Here is a 19,573-nt window from a genome sequence, read left to right as displayed (position 1 = left end):
ATGAAGCGTTTGTTGGCAGTGGTGGGTTTATCTCTGCATGCACTGATGGCTCAGGCCGGGCCGCAGATTAATGTCGGGGTGGTGTATGACTACCTGGATGGCGATAAAAGTACCTATTTGAAACGGGTATTCAACGGTGGTGATTCCACTGCATTCGTCAAAGTGAATATTTTTGAGATTCTCTATGACGGCGACGGGACTTCTCGCGAAGTGCCGATCAAGGCTCAAACCGACGCCACCGCTCGCGATGGGTTGATGGCGAGTCCGGCGCGGCTGATCGTACCGGCCAACGGTATGCAGGGCACACGCTTGCTGTACATGGGTGAGCGCGACCGCGAACGGTACTTCCGAGTGCGTTTCGTGCCGGTCGTACCGGAAACGGAGGACGAGTTCGCAGTGTCGAACGAGGAGCGCGATCAGTACAAAAAGGAGTTGTCGGCAGGGGTCAACGTGCTCGCGGGCTATGGCACGGTGTTCTTCGTGCGACCCACAAATACCCGCTTCGACAGCAAAATCGACGATGCAGCGAATCGATATGAACTGCGCAATAACGGCAACAGTGTCGTGGTGATCGATGAGTTCAAGGACTGTTCGCTCAAGAACGAAAATGAGTGTCAGCCCACCCTCAAACATCACATCCTGGCCGGCCGAAGCTTCCAGTTCGATAAACAGCCGGGCCGCGAGTATCGCTTTGAAGTGGTCGAAGGTGAGAAGAAAAAGACCGTGAAAGTGGTCAGCCGATAACGGCGAGCAGGCGCAACGCAACAGGTGATCAACATGCTCAAACAATTAATCTTCGCGGTTTCACTGCTCAGCGTTTCATGGGCCGGTTCTTTTGCGTTCGCGGCTCAAGAACGTGAAACCTTCGAAGTGTCCGTGACTATTCCAAACCACGAGTTCTACGTGTTGCCCACGGACCCCGGCTGGATGGGGCGTGAACAAAAACTGACGTGGGATCTGGTGGCTTCCGAACTGCGCCCGTTGCGCAAACATTTCGATGTCAAAAATGCTAACGGCGGAATCTCGGCTCGCCTTGAGGCTGAACCCTATATTTATAACGGCAGAGACAGGATTGATTTAAATGTCATGTTCAACAACATGAAACTGACGCTGGTTAATGCACCGGTTGTCTCGGCGACGGATGCCAAGTCGGGCCGCAAAGTGATGTTGGAGATTGCGGCGCTCATACCGACCGGAGGTTATCTGCCAGGTAGTTACTACGGAACTGTTCATATGATGTTTGAAGCCCAGAATCCCGAGGGCTGAGCTCTCTGCGCGCAAGACGATTCACGGCGCTGAATGATCGTGCCCGGAGGATTTAGATGAAGTTCATACAGCAGTATATAAAAAAGATAATCGCTTTTACGATTGTCTGGTTAGCCAGTGGGTTGTACCTGGGCTCGGTCGGGGCGGTCACGCAGGAAATCAGTGCCGTATTCAGGCCGGATCCTGCAAAACCGCACCAGAACACCTTCATCAATCAGACGCCGGAAAGTGGATATTGCGCGAGCTATCCGGGGGAATGCCGGAACCAGAATATGTTCAGCATTCGGCTGCCGATTCGATTTGAGGCCCGAAGCGCTATCCAGCCCAATCATGGTCCACGTCAGGGGGCGACCTTTAAAGTACCGGCAAGCTGGAGAGCGTTGTCAGTGCGAAATCTGGCAACTAATGAGGAAGAAAGTGTTGAAGTACGCATCGTCGGTTTAGGCTCTGAATATGTACTCAGTGATACGGCAGCCAATCTTGTCGGGGGAGCTCCGAGTGCCGTCGTGGGGCATCAGCAGCTATGGGGCGGGTCAAGTTGGGTCTATGCGCCAGCGCCATGTCTCTACAGTGGTGTAGGCTTCTACGGCGACAGTACATACATGTTCTTTTGGAAGACACCCATCGAGAGTAGCTGTGAAAAACCAGCTAGATATCTTATTCCGGGCATGTCTTACACCTACCTGGATTTTGCCTACGAGCTTCGCACGCCTAACCCCTTGGGCATGTCGTCAGGCACCTATACCGGCACGCTCAATTACAAAGTAGGGCCCGGTCTGGACTTTGACATGGGCGATATGATGCTGCCGAACGACTCGGTCATTACCCTCGATTTCAAACTGGATGTTCAACATACGCTCAAGGTCGACATCCCGCCTGGAGGGCACAGGATCGAACTGATTCCCCAGGGCGGCTGGCAAGCCTGGCTGCAGCAAGGACGCAAACCCGTTCGCTTGTTCCGGGATCAAACATTCAATATATCAGCCTCATCGCGGTTCAAGATGATCCTGGAATGCCAGATCGACCTGAGTGAAGGCTGTGGGATAGCCGATCCAGTGTCGGGATATGGAGGGCTGGTCAATGTCTACGTCAGCCTGCCCAATGGTTTGACCGATAGCAGCGGGCAACCGGTTAGTCGTGTCCTGTTAAGCCGGGATGCAACAGGGCCATTCCAACCGGGTTTTTACGTAGATCGCGCACCGGGAACGCTGCACTTTGAAATGCCCCCAAAGGATGTCAGTTGGCTGATACTGAATGCTAAAGGTCGTGCGTTTATGGGGAATATTACGGTTATCTGGGATTCGGAAGTTTAACAGCCCGTTTCCGTCAAGCTAGAAAACTTCTGTTTTGAGGGTTAAACACATTAACGCAAGAGATTTTATATGAAGTGTATACGGCAATATGGAAGAAAGATTGTCGGTTTAATGAGTGCTGGGCTGATGTGTTGCTTATATGTAGGTTCGGTCGCGGCGGTCACTCAGGAAATTACTGCCGTATTCAAGCCTGATCCTGCAAATCCACAGGAGAACAAGTTTGTCAATCAGACGCCGGTGAGCGGGTATTGCGCGAAGTATCCTGAACTCTGCAAGAGAGACAACGTTTTCAGCCTTCGCCTGCCCATTCGTTTTGTTTCAAGGACCGCCATACAGCCCAACCATGGCGAACGACAAGGGCCGACGTTCAAAGTACCCGCCAATTGGCGAGCGCTGACTGTCAGGAATCTGGCAACCGGGGAGCACGAAGTGGTCGAGATACGCATCGCCGGTTTCGGTAGTGAATACACCCTGAGTGACACCGCGATAAATATTGTTGGTGGGGCCGAGAACGCGGGTGAAGCACACCGTAAGTTGTGGGGTGGGGGCCTCAGTGACTGGGTAAATGCCCCCGCGCCTTGTTTGTCCGTCGGAGTAGGTTACTACCATCACCAATATTATGGTTTTTTCTGGAAAACGCCGGTCGAAAACCATTGTTCCAAGCGATCGAGTTATCTGATCCCGGGCATTTCTTATGATCATATGGATTTTTCTTATGAGCTTCGCACACCCAACCCGTTGACCATGTCGGCGGGCCTTTATTCAGGCGCTATCAGTTACACCGTAGGACCCGGTCAGGATTTCGACATGGGTGACGTCATGCTGCCCGACGATGCGCTGATCACGCTCGATTTCAACTTGCATGTTCAACACATATTCAAGGTCGACATCCCACCTGGAGGGCACAGGATCGAACTGATTCCCCAGGGTGGCTGGCAAGCCTGGTTGCAGCAAGGACGTAAACCCGTGCGCTTGTTCAGGGATCAAACGTTCACTATCTCGGCTTCGACACGCTTCAAAATGAAGCTGGAATGCCAGAACGACCTGAGTGAAGGCTGTGGGATAGCCGATCCAGTGTCAGGATATGGAGGGCTGGTTAATGTCTACGTCAGCCTGCCCAATGGTTTGACCGATAGCCACGGGCAACCGGTTAGTCGTGTCCTGTTGGGCCGGGATGCAGCAGGGCCATTCCAGCCTGGCTTTTCAGTAGACCGCACGCCGGGAACGCTGCATTTTGAAGTGCCCCAAAAGGATGTCAGTTGGCTGATACAGAACGCTAAAGGTCGCGCGTTCGCGGGGAATATCACGGTTATCTGGGATTCGGAAGTTTAACCCTGCCCTGAGGCCCTGAGAGTTCAGTTCTCAGGGCCGTTTCAAATGGTGATCAGGCGTACATCATGGCCCTCAGAGCCCGGCTTTTTTCAATGCTGCACGGGTCAGCCTTCTGCTCAGCTCCTGCTCATCGTAACCAAGGTCGTTGTACAACCGTCCATAGACCTCTTCGGTCATTGCTTCATCCGTGAAGACCACGCTTTGCGGGACGGAAAGTTTGTCTGCCAGGTCCTTCAACTGCTCTTTCAGCGGGTTTCTTTGCGCCTCCGGCAGATCTTTGGAATCTGCCCAGGCGTTTTGTGCCCGGCGCAATTCATCCAGCAGTCCGGACTTGCCCTCGTAGAGCAGCGCATTGTTCTTGAATTCGGTAGGGTGGGTATCAAGCAAATACTTGTTCCAGAACGGCTGCTCGATCATTTTATTCACTAGTCCGTCGCCTTCCTCGAACGAAATAATCGTGTCGAAGGCTTGATCGATGCTGCTTTTCTCAACGCCTGACACTGCCTGGAAGAGCATTTGGTCGGACTGCCAGGGCAAATCCAGGCGTTGAGCAAGCCCGGTCTGGTAGGCCAGGTACACCTCAACCTCATCAGGCGTTCCCCCTCGAGCTTCGAGATCGGCACGTGCGATGTCATTCACCCGCTCCAGGCGCGCGGAGCCTTTTGCCAGGGTTACCAGCTTTTTCTCAAGGGAGGCGGCCGAGGTCGAAAGAGAGTAAGCCTCCGATGCGAGTACTTTGATTCCCATAGTGTTGAAGAGCTGGGCACCTGCATCGGCGCAGGTAGCGGGAGAGGTGGCCATGGTAAACAGATCCTCACGCAAGGCGGTATCGAGGTCGATGGCATCGATCATTCGCCATACTCGTGCGGACAGCTGTTGGCGCGATTGACCTCCGGCCTTGTAATCAGCGGAGGTTGTCAGCTTGTCGAGTACCTTAAAGAAACCATCGGAGGTAGGCTCGGCTCTCAGGTCGGACCAAGCTTCCTTCCTGAAGACCTCTAGTCCAGATGGTTTGCTCCACCATTGAGAGTCATCGGGTATGCGCCATTTATCGATCGCGGATTGGTTGACGGGATCATAGATCTGCTCGGGGCTTATTCCGACAGACCTTCTGTAGCCCTGGTAAATTACCCGGTTCGCATCCGAGAGGTCCGACGCGCTGAGGCGAGTGCGCGCCACGATGAATGCATCATCCGAGCGAAGGACAACCTCGGGAATTTCGGAGATTGGATTGCGCTGCAAATCGAGAAACAACCCTCGAGGCCGGGGTTTGCTAAAGATGCCCAACGGCCAAGTGTTTATGCCGGTATTGCTTAAGCTCAACACGCTCAGTCCAGGCATGCGTGCGACATTCACAAGAGCCCCTAATGGGTTGTCATCCAGCCTCAGGGTTTCCAGACGGGTCAGGTTTCTTAGTTGCTCAACGTCGGCGGCTGTCAACTGAATCCGGTTATCGGTCAGGCGCAGGACTTCAAGCAGACGCATCCTGCCGATGCCTTCGGGCAGGCGTGTCAGTTCACAGTTACGTGCACTCAGTTGGCGCAAGTGGGGGAATTTTTTCAACAGGCCTGTGGCGTCTGCGGTAAAACCCGTGTTGTCCAGATTGAGGACACTGATCTGGTCGAGGTACTTGCTGATCTCCGGTAGTTTTTTCCACCAGAGTTCGAGGTTGTACTGCCTGAACTCGGTTGACAGGTCCAGTGCATAGCCACCTTCGAGGGTTGTACTGCGCTCGCCGAATACTTTCGCCTTTCTTTCGAAACACTTTATGAGCTGATTGGCAATGTGTTGTCCGCCGCCATTTACAAACCCTTGAGGATCAGGGCCCCAGAATTCAGGCTGTTGGTATCGCCACTTGTTGAGCGTCACGCGCAGTTCGTCGAGCTCCTGTTCAAGTCGATCGATTGCCTGAAGCGGTTCGCCTTCGGCGCGTAATGATTGAATGAAGGTATTTACCTCGCGTTCGCTCAAATGGGGGTACAGATCCTGAACTTTCTCTTCCAGAGACATTCCCGCTCTGGAAAGGCTGGGGCCACGTAGCAGGATGAGTGTTTCCCGATCAGGGGTACGGCGGATGGGCGGTTCTGCAAGAATCGTCCGGCGCTCGGTAGGCGGTTCGGTTTTTACCATGAGCCATTGCTTGAATTTCCCCCCTTCGCCAACCTGGTAGCCCAGTGCTGCGCGTTTGTCATCAGGCAGTGCTCGCAGGATCGACTGGTAGAGGTCGTCGGCCTTATGCAGCTTTTTGTTTTCGCTGTCACGCACCTCGTACGTGAGTTGCTTGTCCTTGACCAATATCCTGACTGTGGATGCCTCCTGCGGGCCAGCGCTGACGCTCAGGTTACCGTCGTAGGTGTTCTCGCGGATTTCGATGCGCAGATCAGCCAGCGAATCGGTATATATCCGCAAGGCGTTGAGCGCCAGCCGTTCGGTATCGGGGGTCAATAGTGAGTCCCGATAAAAGCCCTCATAGGCCCTGGTTGTGCGCGCCTCGAATTGCAGTTCGCGGGCGGTGTTCTTCAGGCGCAAGGGCAGGCGGTCTTCGTCGGTCATGATTTTCAGTTCCGACTGTTTGGCGCTGGTGAGCAGTTTTTTAATCCCTTGCGTGGGGAGGCCGGAATAACGACGTTTGATCAGTTCTGTCGGTTTATCGCCGAGCTCTTCCTGGCTGGCATAATCGTCGTTGAAAAGATCGACTCTTTTGCTTTCGGCGACGCTGACAATGCGCTTGCGCAGTTTTTTGGTACGCACCTCAATAGGTTCGCGTGGAGTACCAGGCGCCTGGTCGAGGATGATGGACGTGCCATTCGCGTCCAGGGTTTCCATAACGGTTTTCAGCAATTCTCCGTTGTTTATCTGTTGATCATGGATCTGTACGACCAGCTTTTTGTTCGGCGGCACGTTCGGGGCGGCATATTCCCAAATCGTCTGCGCCCGACTGCCGATCACTCGCATTGATACGGTATCCGGCCACATGCCGTAGCGGGTCATGATGTGGAGCTGGGTTTTCGGATCGGCTTTTGCGTAGACCCTGGATTCATCACTGTTCATCTGATGAATGAACCGCTGAATATCCTGATCGATAGAAAATCGCTTGAAAGTGTCGGCCAGCAAGGGGGGAGGCAGGTCGTTTTCGACGTACATCCTGCGCAGTTCACCTCGACCCGTGCCACTGATCTTGCGGATGTCTTCACACTGGAGGTCACTATAGTCCTTGACGAGCGGCCCGAGGCGACGCATCAACGTCACATCGTCCCAGGCCCTTGGCTCTTCGCCTTCAATTACGTATGTCCCGGCGCCGTTATCGATGAGCTCGGGTTCGTAGGCGTCAAGTCGAACGGGATGCTGGATGGTCTGTTTGTTCGTTTGCGGGTTTTTTTTGACCTCGTAGCGTTTTTGTCCTAGCGACAGAATCGTTTTGCCATCGTGTTGGTACAGTCCCGATTTATCCGCAACAGCGTTTTCCGGCAATGTACCTTTGTACTGGTAAGGTTCAAGATCAGGTTTCCATAATTTGGTCTTGCCACCGGGTAAGTTGACGGACTTCAGGCCTTCGATAAAAGGCGAAACCGTGTAGTGGAATACCGGGGCCAGCGCGACCGCTGTCGCAAGGTTTTCGATGACATCGGTGATGTGCGCCCAACCCGCTTCCTTGTCGCCCTCACTCAGCTCCACAACGCCCTCGAGTACCTCATATAACAACTGGCCTGCCAGGGTGACCAACATGACTTCACCCAGCCCCGGTACGACCAATGCCAATGCACCGACAGCGATGAAACCGATGTTCAGGTAGTTTGCCCATCGATTCGATCGGGTCTTGGCATCTTCATCGGCGGTGGGAACGGCGATGATCCGGGCATCCTTGATTAATTTATCCAGCTTGTCGTCGAGAAGCACGGGCCAGAGGTCGAAATCTTCCCACTGCCCTTTTCCGTGCATGTTGATGTCAATGATGTAGAAGTGAGGGGCCTCGCTGGGGTCTTGCCTCGTTCCACGATCCGGAGCCGGCGCAATAGATGAGGGCAATAACAGGCTTTCGGCAAGCCGCACCAGTTCATGACGCCGCCACTGGCTAGTAAAAGATTCTTCCGGGCCATCCGTAACTTTTTCGGTGAAGCGCTGGAAGTAATAGGGTTTGTCTCGTTGGGCAACGAATCGACTGAAAAAGCGTTGGTAATCGGTGTGTTCCTCGGAGCTTCCTGCCGGGCGGGACATGAACTGTCGGGTCAGCTCTCGTTGAAAATCGGCGAAAGAGGCATATTTTTTTATTGGATGTTCAGGGTCATCGGGAATCCAGGCGATCAGGTATCCCTGGTGATAGTGGTGCTTGACGCAGGGCATGAAAAGCATGCATCCGGACAAGCGCAGGCCCATGACACTCAGACTCCTGTAGGACAAAGGCTTTTCACCGTCCATGATGTTTTGCTCGCCACTGACCACTCTCATCAAGAGGTTGTAATCGTCCTGATCGATGTCTTTTTTTAACAGGGCAAGGTACGACGCCGTTTTCAGCGCTTCTTTTTGATAAGTGGTAACTCTATGGTGCAGAAGCGCTTGCTCCACCGAACTGTCGGGGCGTAAAAATTTTTTTATGTATTCCTGGTAGTTTCCGCCTATGTCCAGCGTTCGGCATAAACGTATCACTTCCTCGATTTTGACGGAGGTCGAGAAACGCTCGAAATGCCCATTGTTGTCCGGTTTGGTAATAAATCGGGAGCTGTCGTCATAGAGGTTTTCTTTAGTTTCGGCCTCTTCAAAGTTATGCAGGGCGGCGTTTAGCAATGAGAGCGTTTTGACCTGGAAGGCGCCGCTTTTCAATCCAAATATACCGAGGTTCTTTGGAGTATAAAGTCGCAGCCACGTGTCGTCAGCATCAAGTTTGTTGTCGAGTTTTTTTAGTTCTGGCAGCAGCAGATTTTTAGAGAAATTCTCGATGCTTTTTAACTTGCTGAATAGTTTGTCTTGCTCGTTTTGCGCTTTGCAAAGGAGTTCGCTGTTTTCTTTTAACTGTTTTTTCTGCTCTTGTGAAGCCGCGTTGTACCATTCTGGAATCACCGGTTTTGTTTCTTTCAGTGCCGCCCGCCTTTCGGGTGAGGCTTGTATATGGCACGTTGGAATGGCGTTCTTGATGGTTTCAAAATTGATGCCCTTTTCGTAGGGCGTGAATGGCGCGGGGCTGGTTCCTTGAGATTCAGACACTGCAAATTTCCTTTAAGCAGTTTTAGGAGCTCTCAGCTTACTCAGTAAGGGGGTAATAAAAAAACCAAAAAATTGTTGTGAGTCGGCTGAATATTCTTGAAAAGCTTTTAATAATAAGGATTCAATAGTAATTAATTACCACCTTGGTGGTCGAGCGGCGTTCAAAGCAAGCGTCTGACTATCAGGGGCAAATAATGAGGCGTACCTATAAAGCGCTGACACTTAGAGTCGGAACAATATTTAAATACCGCTTCGTCTAAAAATTTTATAGACGCGATACTTCAACGGGCTCACACAAGGTGTTGCTCCCTGGTTGTAAATACGGTGTAAGAATCGGTGCCATGCCCTTGAGCACCTGCACCGGCAAAGCGGAGGTGAATTTGAAGGCCTCGGCGGTGCGACCCGGAACGAAAGCGGTCAGCGTACCGAAGTGATGGTCGCCGATGTAGAACACAAAGGTCGCGGTACGGTTGATCGATTTAGAGCTGAGAATCCGCCCGCCAGAACCGACGGCTTCGATGCGGTTGTCACCGGTACCGGTCTTGCCACCCATGGCCAACGGAGTACCGTCTGGCAGTTTGAAACTGCCGGCGAGCCGCTTGGCGGTGCCGGCATCCACTACTTGCGACAGGGCTTCGCGCATTGCCGCCGCCACCTCTGAAGGCATCACTCGTTTGCCTTTGTCCGGATCGTTGATCAGCCGGGTTTCGTAGGGTGTGCCAGCGGCGAAGTGCAGGCTGTCGATGCGCAGGGTCGGCATGCGCACGCCGTCATTGAGGATGGTGCCGATCAGTTCGGCCAGCGCGGCGGGGCGATCGCCGGAGCTGCCGATGGCCGTGGCCAGGGATGGCACCAAGTGGTCGAACGGATAGCCGACTTTCTGCCAGCGCTGGTGAATGTCGAGGAAGGCTTCGATTTCCAGCATGGTCCGGATACGGCTGTCGCGGGCGCCCTTGTGGCGGCTTTTGAACAGCCAGCTATAGACTTCCTGGCGCTCGAATTCACTGGCTTTGACAATCTGGCTGAACTTGGCATCGGGGTTGTTGAGCAAATAGCCGATCATCCACAGATCCAGCGGGTGGACCTTGGCGATGAAGCCCTGGTCGGGTAGGTCGTAGCTACCCGGGCCATAACTCAGATAGAGCCTTTCCAGGCGTTCATCGGTGAGTTTTTCGTTGAGCTTCATGCCTTTGAGGTGCGAGCGCACGAAGCTGTTGAAGCTCTCCTGACTGGCATCCGGCAGCAGGTAGCGGTGCACGGCGGCGAGACGGATCGGCGTCGGGCGCATGCCGTCGAGGAAGGTGTCGAGGCGGGCCTGGGTGTCCTTTTTCTGATACTTCTTCCAGAACCGCAAGAGGAACGAGGTGCCCTCGTGGTCGGCGAACCTGGCCAGGTATTCCTGGCGCCGCGGCTGGCCATCGTCCTTGAGCAACAGGGCGCTGTTATTGGGCCCCGAGTAAGTGGTGTAACGCACCAGATCACGCATCAACCGGATGAATGGCAGGTTGAGCGACTCGCGTATGGCGTCGCGCAAGGTCGGCATGCGGCCGTTGTCTTCCTTGCGAAAGTTGTTGAATGTGTGCAGTCCGCCACCGGTGAAAAAGGCTTCGCCGGGGCTTGCCGAGTATTTGCGATCCAGGGCCGCGGCGAGCATTTTCGGCAGGCTGCGGTCTTTGTTTTGGATCAGGTAATCAACTGCCCAGAGGGTGAGTCGGTCCTGGTCGGCGATCTCGGTTTTTTTCAGTACCGCCGCGGGCTGCGCGGCGTAGCGCTCATGCAGTTCCGCGATGATTTGCAGGTAAGTCGTCAGCACCCGCAACTTGGCAGTGGAACCCAGCTCAAGCTTGCTGCCTTCGTTGATATCAAAGGGTTGATCGGTGCTGTCGGTCTGTACCCGGACCCGCGAACCGTCCGGAGTCAGTTCGAAGAGGGTGAAGCTGTAACGCACTTGGGTGGTGCTGGTGGGCGTCAGCAAGCGTTCGCCGATCAGACCGATTTCGGCGGCGTACGCCGGATCGGCCAGACGCTTGAGGTATTGGGTGGCCTGGGTTTGCAATTCGCCTTGCAAGGTACTGGTGGCCGACAGGTCGAGGCGGTCCAGATCATAGAGCGGGCGATTGAGCAGCCCGGCCAGTCGACTGCGGGCAACACTGATGCCTTTGTTGGTTTCGATCGGCTGGATGGTCGGTTGTTGCTGCCAGTCGCGGTACGTCACTTTGCTGGCCAGGGCCGCGGCGGACAAGGCTGGATCGATCACGTTGTTCTGCGCCAGCAACCGAATGTGGCTGTCGGTGAGCTGCGCCAGGTCGTTGTGGCCCCGCGTCAGATAATACGAAGGCCGACGCTGGGCGATCATCAGCGACAACACCTCACGCAAGGCCAACCCACGTTTTGCCAGGCTTTGCGGGTCATTGGCGGTACTGGCCAGGTGTTCGTTGACCTGATTGAAATCCGCGCCGTACCAGACCCGCAGGCCCTCGGCCATGCCATGCACTTCACCATGGCCCGGTACCGCTGACAGCGGCACGCTGTTGAGGTAATCGCGGACGATATTTTGCCTCGCCTCCAGGGTTTGCGGGCCATCCTGGTAGGCTCGCACGCTGGCGGAAATCATCTGGCGGATCTTTTCGGCGCCGGAAACCGTCAGGCCATCGGGTGAGTGACGATACTTTTCAAGCTGGGTGGCCAGGGTGCTGCCACCCGCCGTCTGTCCGGGCAGATGAAGCAGTTTTGCCACTTGCGACCATGCCGCCATGCCAAAACGCGGCCAATCCACCGCGGGGTTGGCCAAAGGCTGTTGCGGGTCGAGCAGTTCACGGTTTTCGATAAACAGCAGGCTGTGCACCACCAGTGGCGGGATTGCCGCAAAACTCGAATACAGCTGTTGTGGGTAGTGGTACTGGTACAACGGCGCAGCGCGGCAATCAGTGATCGACAATCCAGCCTGGATTTTCTCCGCATAGGGCACGAAAAAGCCTTTTTCGCTGTAGTCGAGCAAATCCTCGGAAAAGCGCGTTTGTGACTGAATCAGGTAATCGCGTTTGATCAACCGTGGCAGGAACTCACCCAGGGAGCTGTAGCCCAGGCGTTTATCGAACGGACCGGTGCCCGGATAGAAAATCGAGTCGCTGGGGCCCGGCTGCATCGAGTAACTCAAGGACGCGGCGAATCTGCTGAGCTCGCGGGCCTGCAATTTCGAGGTGCGCATCTCCTTGGCTGCGGCGAAACCCAGCGCAATCAAGGTGATCAGCAACAGCAACCAGAACATTCGCCACCAATACCGGCGAATTCGAGGTTTTTTTGGTAAAGGCGCTTCATCCACATTATCGGTAGGCACTGCAGTTGTACTCGAATCGGTTTGTCGCAAAGCGCCCATAGTCAATTGATCCATTCACGCAGATTGATCTGACTTGTTTGAAGCTTAGACCGTGGTTGGGGTCGGTGAAAAATTTGTGAAGGATGCCTGTAGTCTTTTGACAAAGGCCTGCAGGTTGGCACGAATACCAGGAACGAGGGTAATTGGTGGCGAAGGGGCTTGCCCCCGCTGGAGCGCGTAGCGGTCCCAATCGGATTGATACGTTTCTTTCAGACCAACCGCGGATGCAGGTTTTGCGGCTGCTGCGCAACCGAGCGGGGGCAAGCCCCCTCGCCACAGGTTTGAGTCTTGGCTCGGGAATGTGCGGGGCTGTCCCAGCCAGCAAGCATCCCAGAGTGGATAGTCGCCAATTTTCTTTACCAGCCCTGCGCGTAAGGGATTAGCGACGATGTAGCGGGCCATGTGGCGCAGATCTTGGCCATCGCGCACTGCTCTGTCGTGATATCCGCTTTGCCACAAAGACCCTTGGTTGGTCGTTGCTCTGTTGACGGCCAAGGCGCTGCGTGACTTAGTGCCTGCGATAACCTGCGCCAGAGTCCCTTCCCTCAGCTGAAACAACCAATGCAGGTGATCCGGCATGACCACCCAGGCCATTGAGTCGACCCAGCCCTGGTCGTGTGCATGTTTCAGTTCAGCGACGAGCAGACGCCCAACCCGCCAATCGGAAAATAGTGACCGGCGGTTGTGAACGACGATGGTGATCAGATAAGCCCGACCTTGTTCTGAGTATCGGCCGACGCGTAGGCGGTGTGAGTTTGGTCTGGAAGGCAATCCGTTGCTTCCTTGAAGTGGATAGGTTTGTAAATTGACGCTAGCAGCCCAAAGCCCGGGCTGACGTTCGGACTGGTGTGTGGATATTTCAAAAACTGCGAGAAATTCATTGGGGCGAGGGGGCTTGCCCCCGCTGGGGCGCGTAGCGGCCCTAAAAACTGCGAAGACGTTGTATCAGGCAAACCACATTCACCGATTTTACGACTGCTGCGCCCGAGCGCGGACCGGTCGGCGGGGGCAAGCCCCCTCGCCACAGGAATTAGCGCTGCCTGTCTGAAAGTATTGAAGTAGAGCCATCCAGTGGAAAATACAGCACAGCCAGGGACATGACGATGCACCATTGCTGTGCGATACTTCGCGCCGTTTTCAAGGTGGGATAATGCTCGAAACCCAGGTAATGCCCCTCCGTGAGAAGCGCTTTTACCGCGAGTTCTGGCTGAATCTAGTCGTTTATATAGTGAAAAGCCCTATCCGGAGCTTTTTATACTGCACGCCCCGCTGATCTCGTAGGTTTTGTCCTACAGGACTGGCCGACCCACAAGGTCGGCCCGGTTGAGCACGTACCGGCTATCCGTCTGTACGTTGAATGCTCGGTGGTTCATATCCAATAATAAGATGAGGTTGTATCCCTATGCCAGTTGGCAACCACTTGCCCCAAGGCGAGACCGCTCAAGGCGGCCCGCTCAAACGCGAACTCGGCGAACGGCATATTCGCTTGATGGCCCTCGGCGCCTGTATCGGTGTCGGCCTGTTCCTCGGCTCGGCCAAGGCCATCGAAATGGCTGGCCCGGCAATCATGCTGTCCTACATCATCGGCGGCCTGGCGATTCTGGTGATCATGCGCGCCCTCGGCGAGATGGCCGTGCATAACCCGGTAGCCGGTTCCTTCAGCCGCTATGCGCAAGACTACCTCGGCCCGTTGGCGGGCTTCCTCACTGGCTGGAACTACTGGTTCCTGTGGCTGGTGACCTGCGTCGCGGAAATTACCGCGGTGGCGGTGTACATGGGCGTCTGGTTCCCCGACGTGCCGCGCTGGATCTGGGCGCTGGCGGCCCTGGTGAGCATGGGCTCGATCAACCTGATCGCGGTCAAGGCCTTTGGTGAGTTCGAGTTCTGGTTCGCCCTGATCAAGATCGTCACCATCATCGCGATGGTCGTCGGCGGTATCGGCGTGATTGCCTTCGGCTTCGGTAACGACGGCGTGGCACTGGGGATAGCCAACCTGTGGAGCCACGGCGGTTTCATGCCCAATGGCGTGCAGGGCGTGTTGATGTCCCTGCAAATGGTGATGTTCGCCTACCTGGGCGTCGAAATGATCGGCCTGACCGCCGGTGAAGCGAAGAACCCGCAGAAGACCATTCCGAACGCCATCGGCTCGGTGTTCTGGCGCATCCTGCTGTTCTACGTCGGCGCGCTGTTCGTGATCCTGTCGATCTACCCGTGGAATGAAATCGGCACCCAAGGCAGCCCGTTCGTGATGACCTTCGAGCGCCTGGGTATCAAGACGGCCGCCGGCATCATCAACTTCGTGGTGATCACAGCGGCACTGTCGTCCTGCAACGGCGGCATCTTCAGTACCGGTCGCATGCTCTACAGCCTGGCGCAGAACGGCCAGGCACCGGCGGGCTTCGCCACGACCTCGAGCAACGGCGTGCCGCGTCGCGCCTTGCTGCTGTCGATTGCTGCACTGCTGCTGGGCGTGTTGCTCAACTACCTGGTGCCTGAGAAGGTCTTCATCTGGGTCACCGCCATCGCCACCTTCGGCGCGATCTGGACCTGGGCAATGATCCTGCTGGCCCAGCTCAAGTTCCGCAACGGCCTGAGCCCGGCTGAACGTGCAGGACTCAAGTACCGCATGTGGCTGTTCCCGGTGAGCTCGTACCTGGCACTGGCATTCCTGGCGCTGGTGGTGGGCCTGATGGCTTACTTCCCGGACACCCGCATCGCCCTGTATGTCGGCCCGGCATTCCTGGTGCTGCTGACGGTGGTGTTCTACGCGTTCAAGCTGCAACCGACCAATGCCGTGCAAGGCGCGGTGCGTTCAGCTTCGTAATGGTGTAGCGCTGGAAAAGCAAAAGCCCCGGTCGGATGATCGGGGCTTTTGCGTTTTCAAGATCAAAAGATCGCAGCCAGCGATCTTTTGATTCCGGCGTTTTTTGCCACCGGTCTGTTCGCAGACCTGAAATTAGACAAGTGGATCAAGGGTGCTAGCGTGCATATAGCCCACCCGGTCTGAAAACCGCAGCAGTGTTCGCAAGGAACGGTGCGTCAGTGATGTCTACTTCGAACGAGAGGATGCTGTTCGAGTGGAGATGTATTAATTATTGTATTCAATTGGATAGGCATCAGCAGACAGGCCGGAAGTAAGCGCCATGGGTATAAAACCTGTGTTTCACGGTTTTTCCAGATTTGTGTCGGTCGGCCTGGTTAATACATTGATTCACGGGTCGACGTTTTTTGTCCTGCACGCGCTCATGGGCTTTCGTCAGGCGCCGGGTAATCTTGCGGCCTTTGGGATGGCGGCTTCCTTCTCCTTTTATGCCAATGCGCGCTACACCTTCAAACTCAAGGCTACCGGTTCGCGTTATCTACTATTTGTCGGGTTCATGGGCCTGTTGAGCCTGGGTGTGGGTTACGCGGCGGATCGATTGCGGCTGCATGGGCTGATCACCGTGACGGTCTTCTCGGCTATCAGTCTGGTCTGTGGTTTCTTTTACTCGAAGTATTTCATTTTTCGGGAGCGGGAGACGTGAAAGTCTCGCTGATCGTTCCGGTGTTCAATGAGGAACAGGCGATCAACCTGTTTTATCAGGCGGTCCGTCAGCAATTGTCGCTTGATGCTTGCGACGTCGAGATCGTTTTCGTCAATGACGGCAGTTCCGACCAGACCGCTGAGCAGGCCAAGGCCCTGGCATTGGCCGATGACGATGTGCTGGTGATCAATTTCTCACGCAACTTCGGCAAGGAACCGGCGTTGTTTGCCGGGCTCGAGCATGCCAGTGGTGATGCGGTCATTCCGATGGATGTCGATTTGCAGGACCCGATCAGCGTGATTCCCCGGTTGATCCAGGAATGGCGGAACGGGGCTGATGTGGTCCTCGCCAAACGCCGTGACCGCACCGCCGATAGCTACCTGAAACGGCATGGCGCGGCGCTGTTCTATCACCTGCTGAATAGAATTGCCTACACCCGGATCGAAGAAAATGTCGGCGACTTCCGGTTGATGGACCGCAAGGTCGTGGATGTCATCCGCACGCTCCCGGAACATCAGCTATTTATGAAGGGCGTTCTGTCGTGGGCCGGATTCAATACCGTGGTCATTGACTATGAACGGGCTGTACGCGTGGCCGGGAAGAGCAAGTTCAATGGCTGGAAACTGTGGAATCTGGCGCTTGAAGGTATTACCTCCTTCAGTACCGTGCCGCTGCGCTTATGGACGTATGTCGGTAGCCTGATTTCGTTGTTTTCGATCCTGTATGCGATTTATATGGTGTTGGACAAGATTTTCTTTGGTAACAGTGTGCCGGGTTATCCGTCGTTGATGACTGCCATTCTGTTTTTGGGTGGTGTGCAGCTGATTGGAATCGGCATCCTGGGAGAATATATCGGGCGGATTTACATTGAATCAAAACATCGGCCAAGGTATGTGGTGAAAGATATTGTCGGAGGCAAAAGCAGGGCGGGACTAAAAAAAACTCAGTGAGGTCCAGGGCTGAGAAAGGGGCGTTGACATGAGGCTGGCGAGGTTTTTCGACAAGAAGCTGATAGAGCGTGAAGTACTGCTGCTGTTTTTATTTGCGACTTTTATCTACGTCGTGCCTCTGGTGTTGGCAGACCACTACTATATCGATGATAACTGGCGATCTTTGTCCGCCGGAATGGCTTGGGCAAACCAGGGGCGATTGTTTACCGAGGTGTTCTACAATGCGTTGACGTTTTCCGCGGGCGCACCCAATATTTTTCCATTGCCCCTGTTAATTGCAACGCTGGCCATCGCCCTGGCGTTGACCCGCCTGACGATGCATTACTACAAGGAACCGACTGTTTCATGCTGTTTTGTGCTGCTGCCCCTTTGGTATAACCCGTTCTTTCTACAGAACCTGTCCTATCAATATGATGGCCCCGCCATGACCTTGAGTCTGGTGGCGGTTATTTACGCGATTACCTTTCGTGGGAAGTCTGTGCTACTGCAAGTACTGCTACCGGGAATGTTGATAGCGTTGGGAGTGGGGCTTTATCAGTTGAGCATCAATGTCTTTTTGGGACTTTGCTGTATAGAGCTGATCAGAGGGGTCAATGATGGGGCGTCATGGGATTCGTTGTGTTCGTTGATCAAGTGCAAGCTTGCACAGTTGCTGGTAGGCGGGCTTGTTTATTATTTGCTCGCTTATCCATTCATCATTCAGGATCGTCTGGCGCTGCTGGAGTGGGGGATGAATGGAGTTGTCCAGGTTGAAGCCAGCGTCAGGCTTCTGACCAGTAAAATTGCACTGCTGTTCCATGGAGCAAATTTCTGGTTGCTATGGGCTGTGCTGCTGTGCGCCGCAGCCGGGGCTGTGCGGGTCGGGTTGACGGTGCGGAAACGAAAAGACAGTGTCCCGAAAAAAATAGTGCTCGGCTTGATCTGTCTGCTGACCCTGCCGGCGCTGGTGCTGCTGGTTTCGGGAGCCGCGCTGGTATTCAGGGATTTCAATGAAGGCGCGAGAACCTTGATGGGGTTTGCGGTGCTGTTGGTGTTTTTGTTTTATCTGGGTCATCTATGGCTGGGGGCGATTCATCCGCGACTGGGTATGCTGCTGGCGGTTCCACTGCTGAGCATGCTTTCGCTGTCCTATGCCTATGGGCGTGTTCTGACTGTGCAGAAAGAATTCGCCACCAGTGCGCTGTTTTCCCTGGGGCACGACATCGCTTCCCATCGGCAACTGCGCGAAGCCAAGCGAATATATATGTCGATTAGCTATTCCGATCACTGGCTGCCGGGAGCCCCAGGCTCCTTTGAATTGATACCGGTTTTGGCGTACATCCTCAACGTGGATTTTTTCATGCTGTGTGAGAATCTGCCCAGGGTAGGCATTACCAACGTGGTCACCGAAAAGGAACGGCGAAACGCGACGCGGGTAGGTTATCGAGGCTATCCACCGGTGGTGGATAGCAAGTTCTATAACATCTACCTGGTCGGGGACTATGGTTTTATCGTGATGAAAGAGCCGCCTCGTATCGAAAAGCATTGATCCAGGTATACTTCCCATGCCGTGTAGCATTCACTTTTTTGTTTGTTCAGTGTTAATGATGCTTAAGAGCGTTTTATTAAATCGTTCCGGCTGCTGGAGGTGTGGCGAATGGGCTAAATCTTCGAACTCAATGAGTTTGGCTTGTGGGATTCTCGCCGTGGCTGCTTTGCCAAGAGCGCTGTAATTAGCCAGTTGTGAGAGTACCTGTGGAGGTGCTCCATTGGTAATTGCAGTTTTATCTTTCAGACCCACGAACAAGACAGTGGGGACTTTTAATTGCTCGAACTCATAAAAAACCGGTTGGTTGAAAATCATGTCGGAAGTCAATGCCGCATTACGCGCAACCAGCGGTAATCCATCCCCCTTGTACATTCCGGTCAGCATATCTACCCAACGGTCAAATTCAGGTCGCCATTCACCGTTGTAGTGGACAATTCTTTGGTACTCTTTAAGATCAGCTTTATTGGTTGTGAGCTCTTCTTTATAGTGTGTGTCAATATTTACGTAAGGAACACCGTGAGCTTTCCAGTCCTCCAGGCCGAGAGGGTTGATCAGTAACAACTGTGTGGTCGCTTGTGGGTACATCAGCCCATAGCGTATCGCTAACATGCCCCCCATCGAGTGCCCCATAACAATGCTGTCATTTATCTTTAAATTATCCAGTAGTGCCCGTGTGTTGCTGGACAGTTGCTGAAAGCTGTATTGATAGCGTTCGGGCTTGCTGGATTTGCAAAATCCTATTTGATCTGGGGCGATAACTCTGAATCCGCTATCGGATAGGGATTTTATGGTTGCCCTCCATGTGTCCGCACAAAATAGCTTGCCGTGCAACAGCACAATCGTACGATTATTGGGTTTGTCAGGTAATACATCCATGTAAGCCATTGTCAGCCGTTGGCCCTGTGAAGTAAATTCGAATTCTTTCACCGAGTAAGTGTAGTTGAAACCTTCCAGATTCTGGCCATACGCTGGCCCGTGTGCGGGTGAGGCGGCTTTTGCCTGGAAAGTTGAAATGGCTCCAACCAAAAAAACGCAAGCGGTGACGATGTTTAAGTTTTTCAAGGTGTTCTCCTCGCATTGGAATT

Annotated in this window: 11 protein-coding genes and 1 pseudogene; 8 read left to right on the top strand and 4 right to left on the bottom strand. The window is 54.3% G+C overall.

Annotated features, from left to right (window positions below; translation table 11 throughout):
* The 4 genes from F8N85_RS13090 to F8N85_RS13075 all read left to right on the top strand — a co-directional run bounded on the left by F8N85_RS13090 (window position 1) and on the right by F8N85_RS13075 (window position 3,911).
* Window positions 1–744, top strand: coding sequence for a molecular chaperone (locus F8N85_RS13090; protein ID WP_150804017.1), 744 nt, complete (start codon window positions 1–3; stop codon window positions 742–744).
* A gap of 33 nt (window positions 745–777) precedes the next feature.
* Window positions 778–1,266 (top strand): CS1 type fimbrial major subunit, encoded by a 489-nt coding sequence (locus F8N85_RS13085; RefSeq protein ID WP_150804016.1) that lies wholly within the window; start codon window positions 778–780, stop codon window positions 1,264–1,266.
* Between the two features lie 56 nt (window positions 1,267–1,322).
* Window positions 1,323–2,579 (top strand): hypothetical protein, encoded by a 1,257-nt coding sequence (locus F8N85_RS13080; RefSeq protein WP_224795683.1) that lies wholly within the window; start codon window positions 1,323–1,325, stop codon window positions 2,577–2,579.
* A gap of 111 nt (window positions 2,580–2,690) precedes the next feature.
* The gene (locus tag F8N85_RS13075; RefSeq protein WP_150804015.1) at window positions 2,691–3,911 is read left to right on the top strand and encodes a hypothetical protein; all 1,221 of its coding nucleotides are present in this window, start codon (window positions 2,691–2,693) and stop codon (window positions 3,909–3,911) included.
* 72 nt (window positions 3,912–3,983) lie between these two features.
* On the opposite strand, the gene F8N85_RS13070 is transcribed toward F8N85_RS13075, so the two are convergent.
* The 3 genes and pseudogenes from F8N85_RS13070 to F8N85_RS13060 form a co-directional block, all read right to left on the bottom strand.
* Window positions 3,984–9,110, bottom strand: coding sequence for an NEL-type E3 ubiquitin ligase domain-containing protein (locus tag F8N85_RS13070; RefSeq protein WP_150804014.1), 5,127 nt, complete (start codon window positions 9,108–9,110; stop codon window positions 3,984–3,986).
* A gap of 265 nt (window positions 9,111–9,375) precedes the next feature.
* Window positions 9,376–12,486 carry a transglycosylase domain-containing protein gene (locus F8N85_RS13065; RefSeq protein WP_150804013.1) on the bottom strand — a complete coding sequence of 1,037 codons (3,111 nt, stop codon included), beginning with the start codon at window positions 12,484–12,486 and terminating at the stop codon, window positions 9,376–9,378.
* Between the two features lie 315 nt (window positions 12,487–12,801).
* A pseudogene (locus tag F8N85_RS13060) lies at window positions 12,802–13,257 on the bottom strand (REP-associated tyrosine transposase); the annotation flags it as partial.
* Window positions 13,258–13,888: 631 nt separating this feature from the next.
* On the opposite strand from F8N85_RS13060, the gene F8N85_RS13055 reads away from it, so the two are divergent.
* From F8N85_RS13055 to F8N85_RS13040, 4 genes are all read left to right on the top strand, one after another.
* Window positions 13,889–15,310, top strand: a complete 1,422-nt coding sequence (locus F8N85_RS13055) for an amino acid permease (RefSeq protein ID WP_150804012.1) — start codon at window positions 13,889–13,891, stop codon at window positions 15,308–15,310.
* Between the two features lie 319 nt (window positions 15,311–15,629).
* Entirely contained in the window at window positions 15,630–16,010 is a 381-nt protein-coding gene (locus F8N85_RS13050; RefSeq protein WP_318183218.1) for a GtrA family protein, read from the top strand.
* On the top strand, window positions 16,007–16,960 hold the full coding sequence (locus F8N85_RS13045) for a glycosyltransferase family 2 protein (RefSeq protein WP_150804011.1): 954 nt from the start codon (window positions 16,007–16,009) through the stop codon (window positions 16,958–16,960). Before F8N85_RS13050 ends, F8N85_RS13045 begins: the two co-directional genes overlap by 4 nt.
* Window positions 16,961–16,988: 28 nt before the next feature.
* Window positions 16,989–18,488 (top strand): glucosyltransferase domain-containing protein, encoded by a 1,500-nt coding sequence (locus F8N85_RS13040; protein ID WP_150804010.1) that lies wholly within the window; start codon window positions 16,989–16,991, stop codon window positions 18,486–18,488.
* Window positions 18,489–18,518: 30 nt separating this feature from the next.
* On the opposite strand, the gene F8N85_RS13035 is transcribed toward F8N85_RS13040, so the two are convergent.
* Entirely contained in the window at window positions 18,519–19,550 is a 1,032-nt protein-coding gene (locus tag F8N85_RS13035; protein ID WP_224795682.1) for an alpha/beta fold hydrolase, read from the bottom strand.
* Window positions 19,551–19,573 lie beyond the last annotated feature (23 nt).

It is taken from the genome of Pseudomonas fluorescens, assembly GCF_902497875.1.
Taxonomy (GTDB): Bacteria; Pseudomonadota; Gammaproteobacteria; order Pseudomonadales; family Pseudomonadaceae; genus Aquipseudomonas; species Aquipseudomonas fluorescens_BR.
Note: the sequence above shows the minus strand (reverse complement) of the source record. Positions and strands in the feature narration are given on the sequence as shown.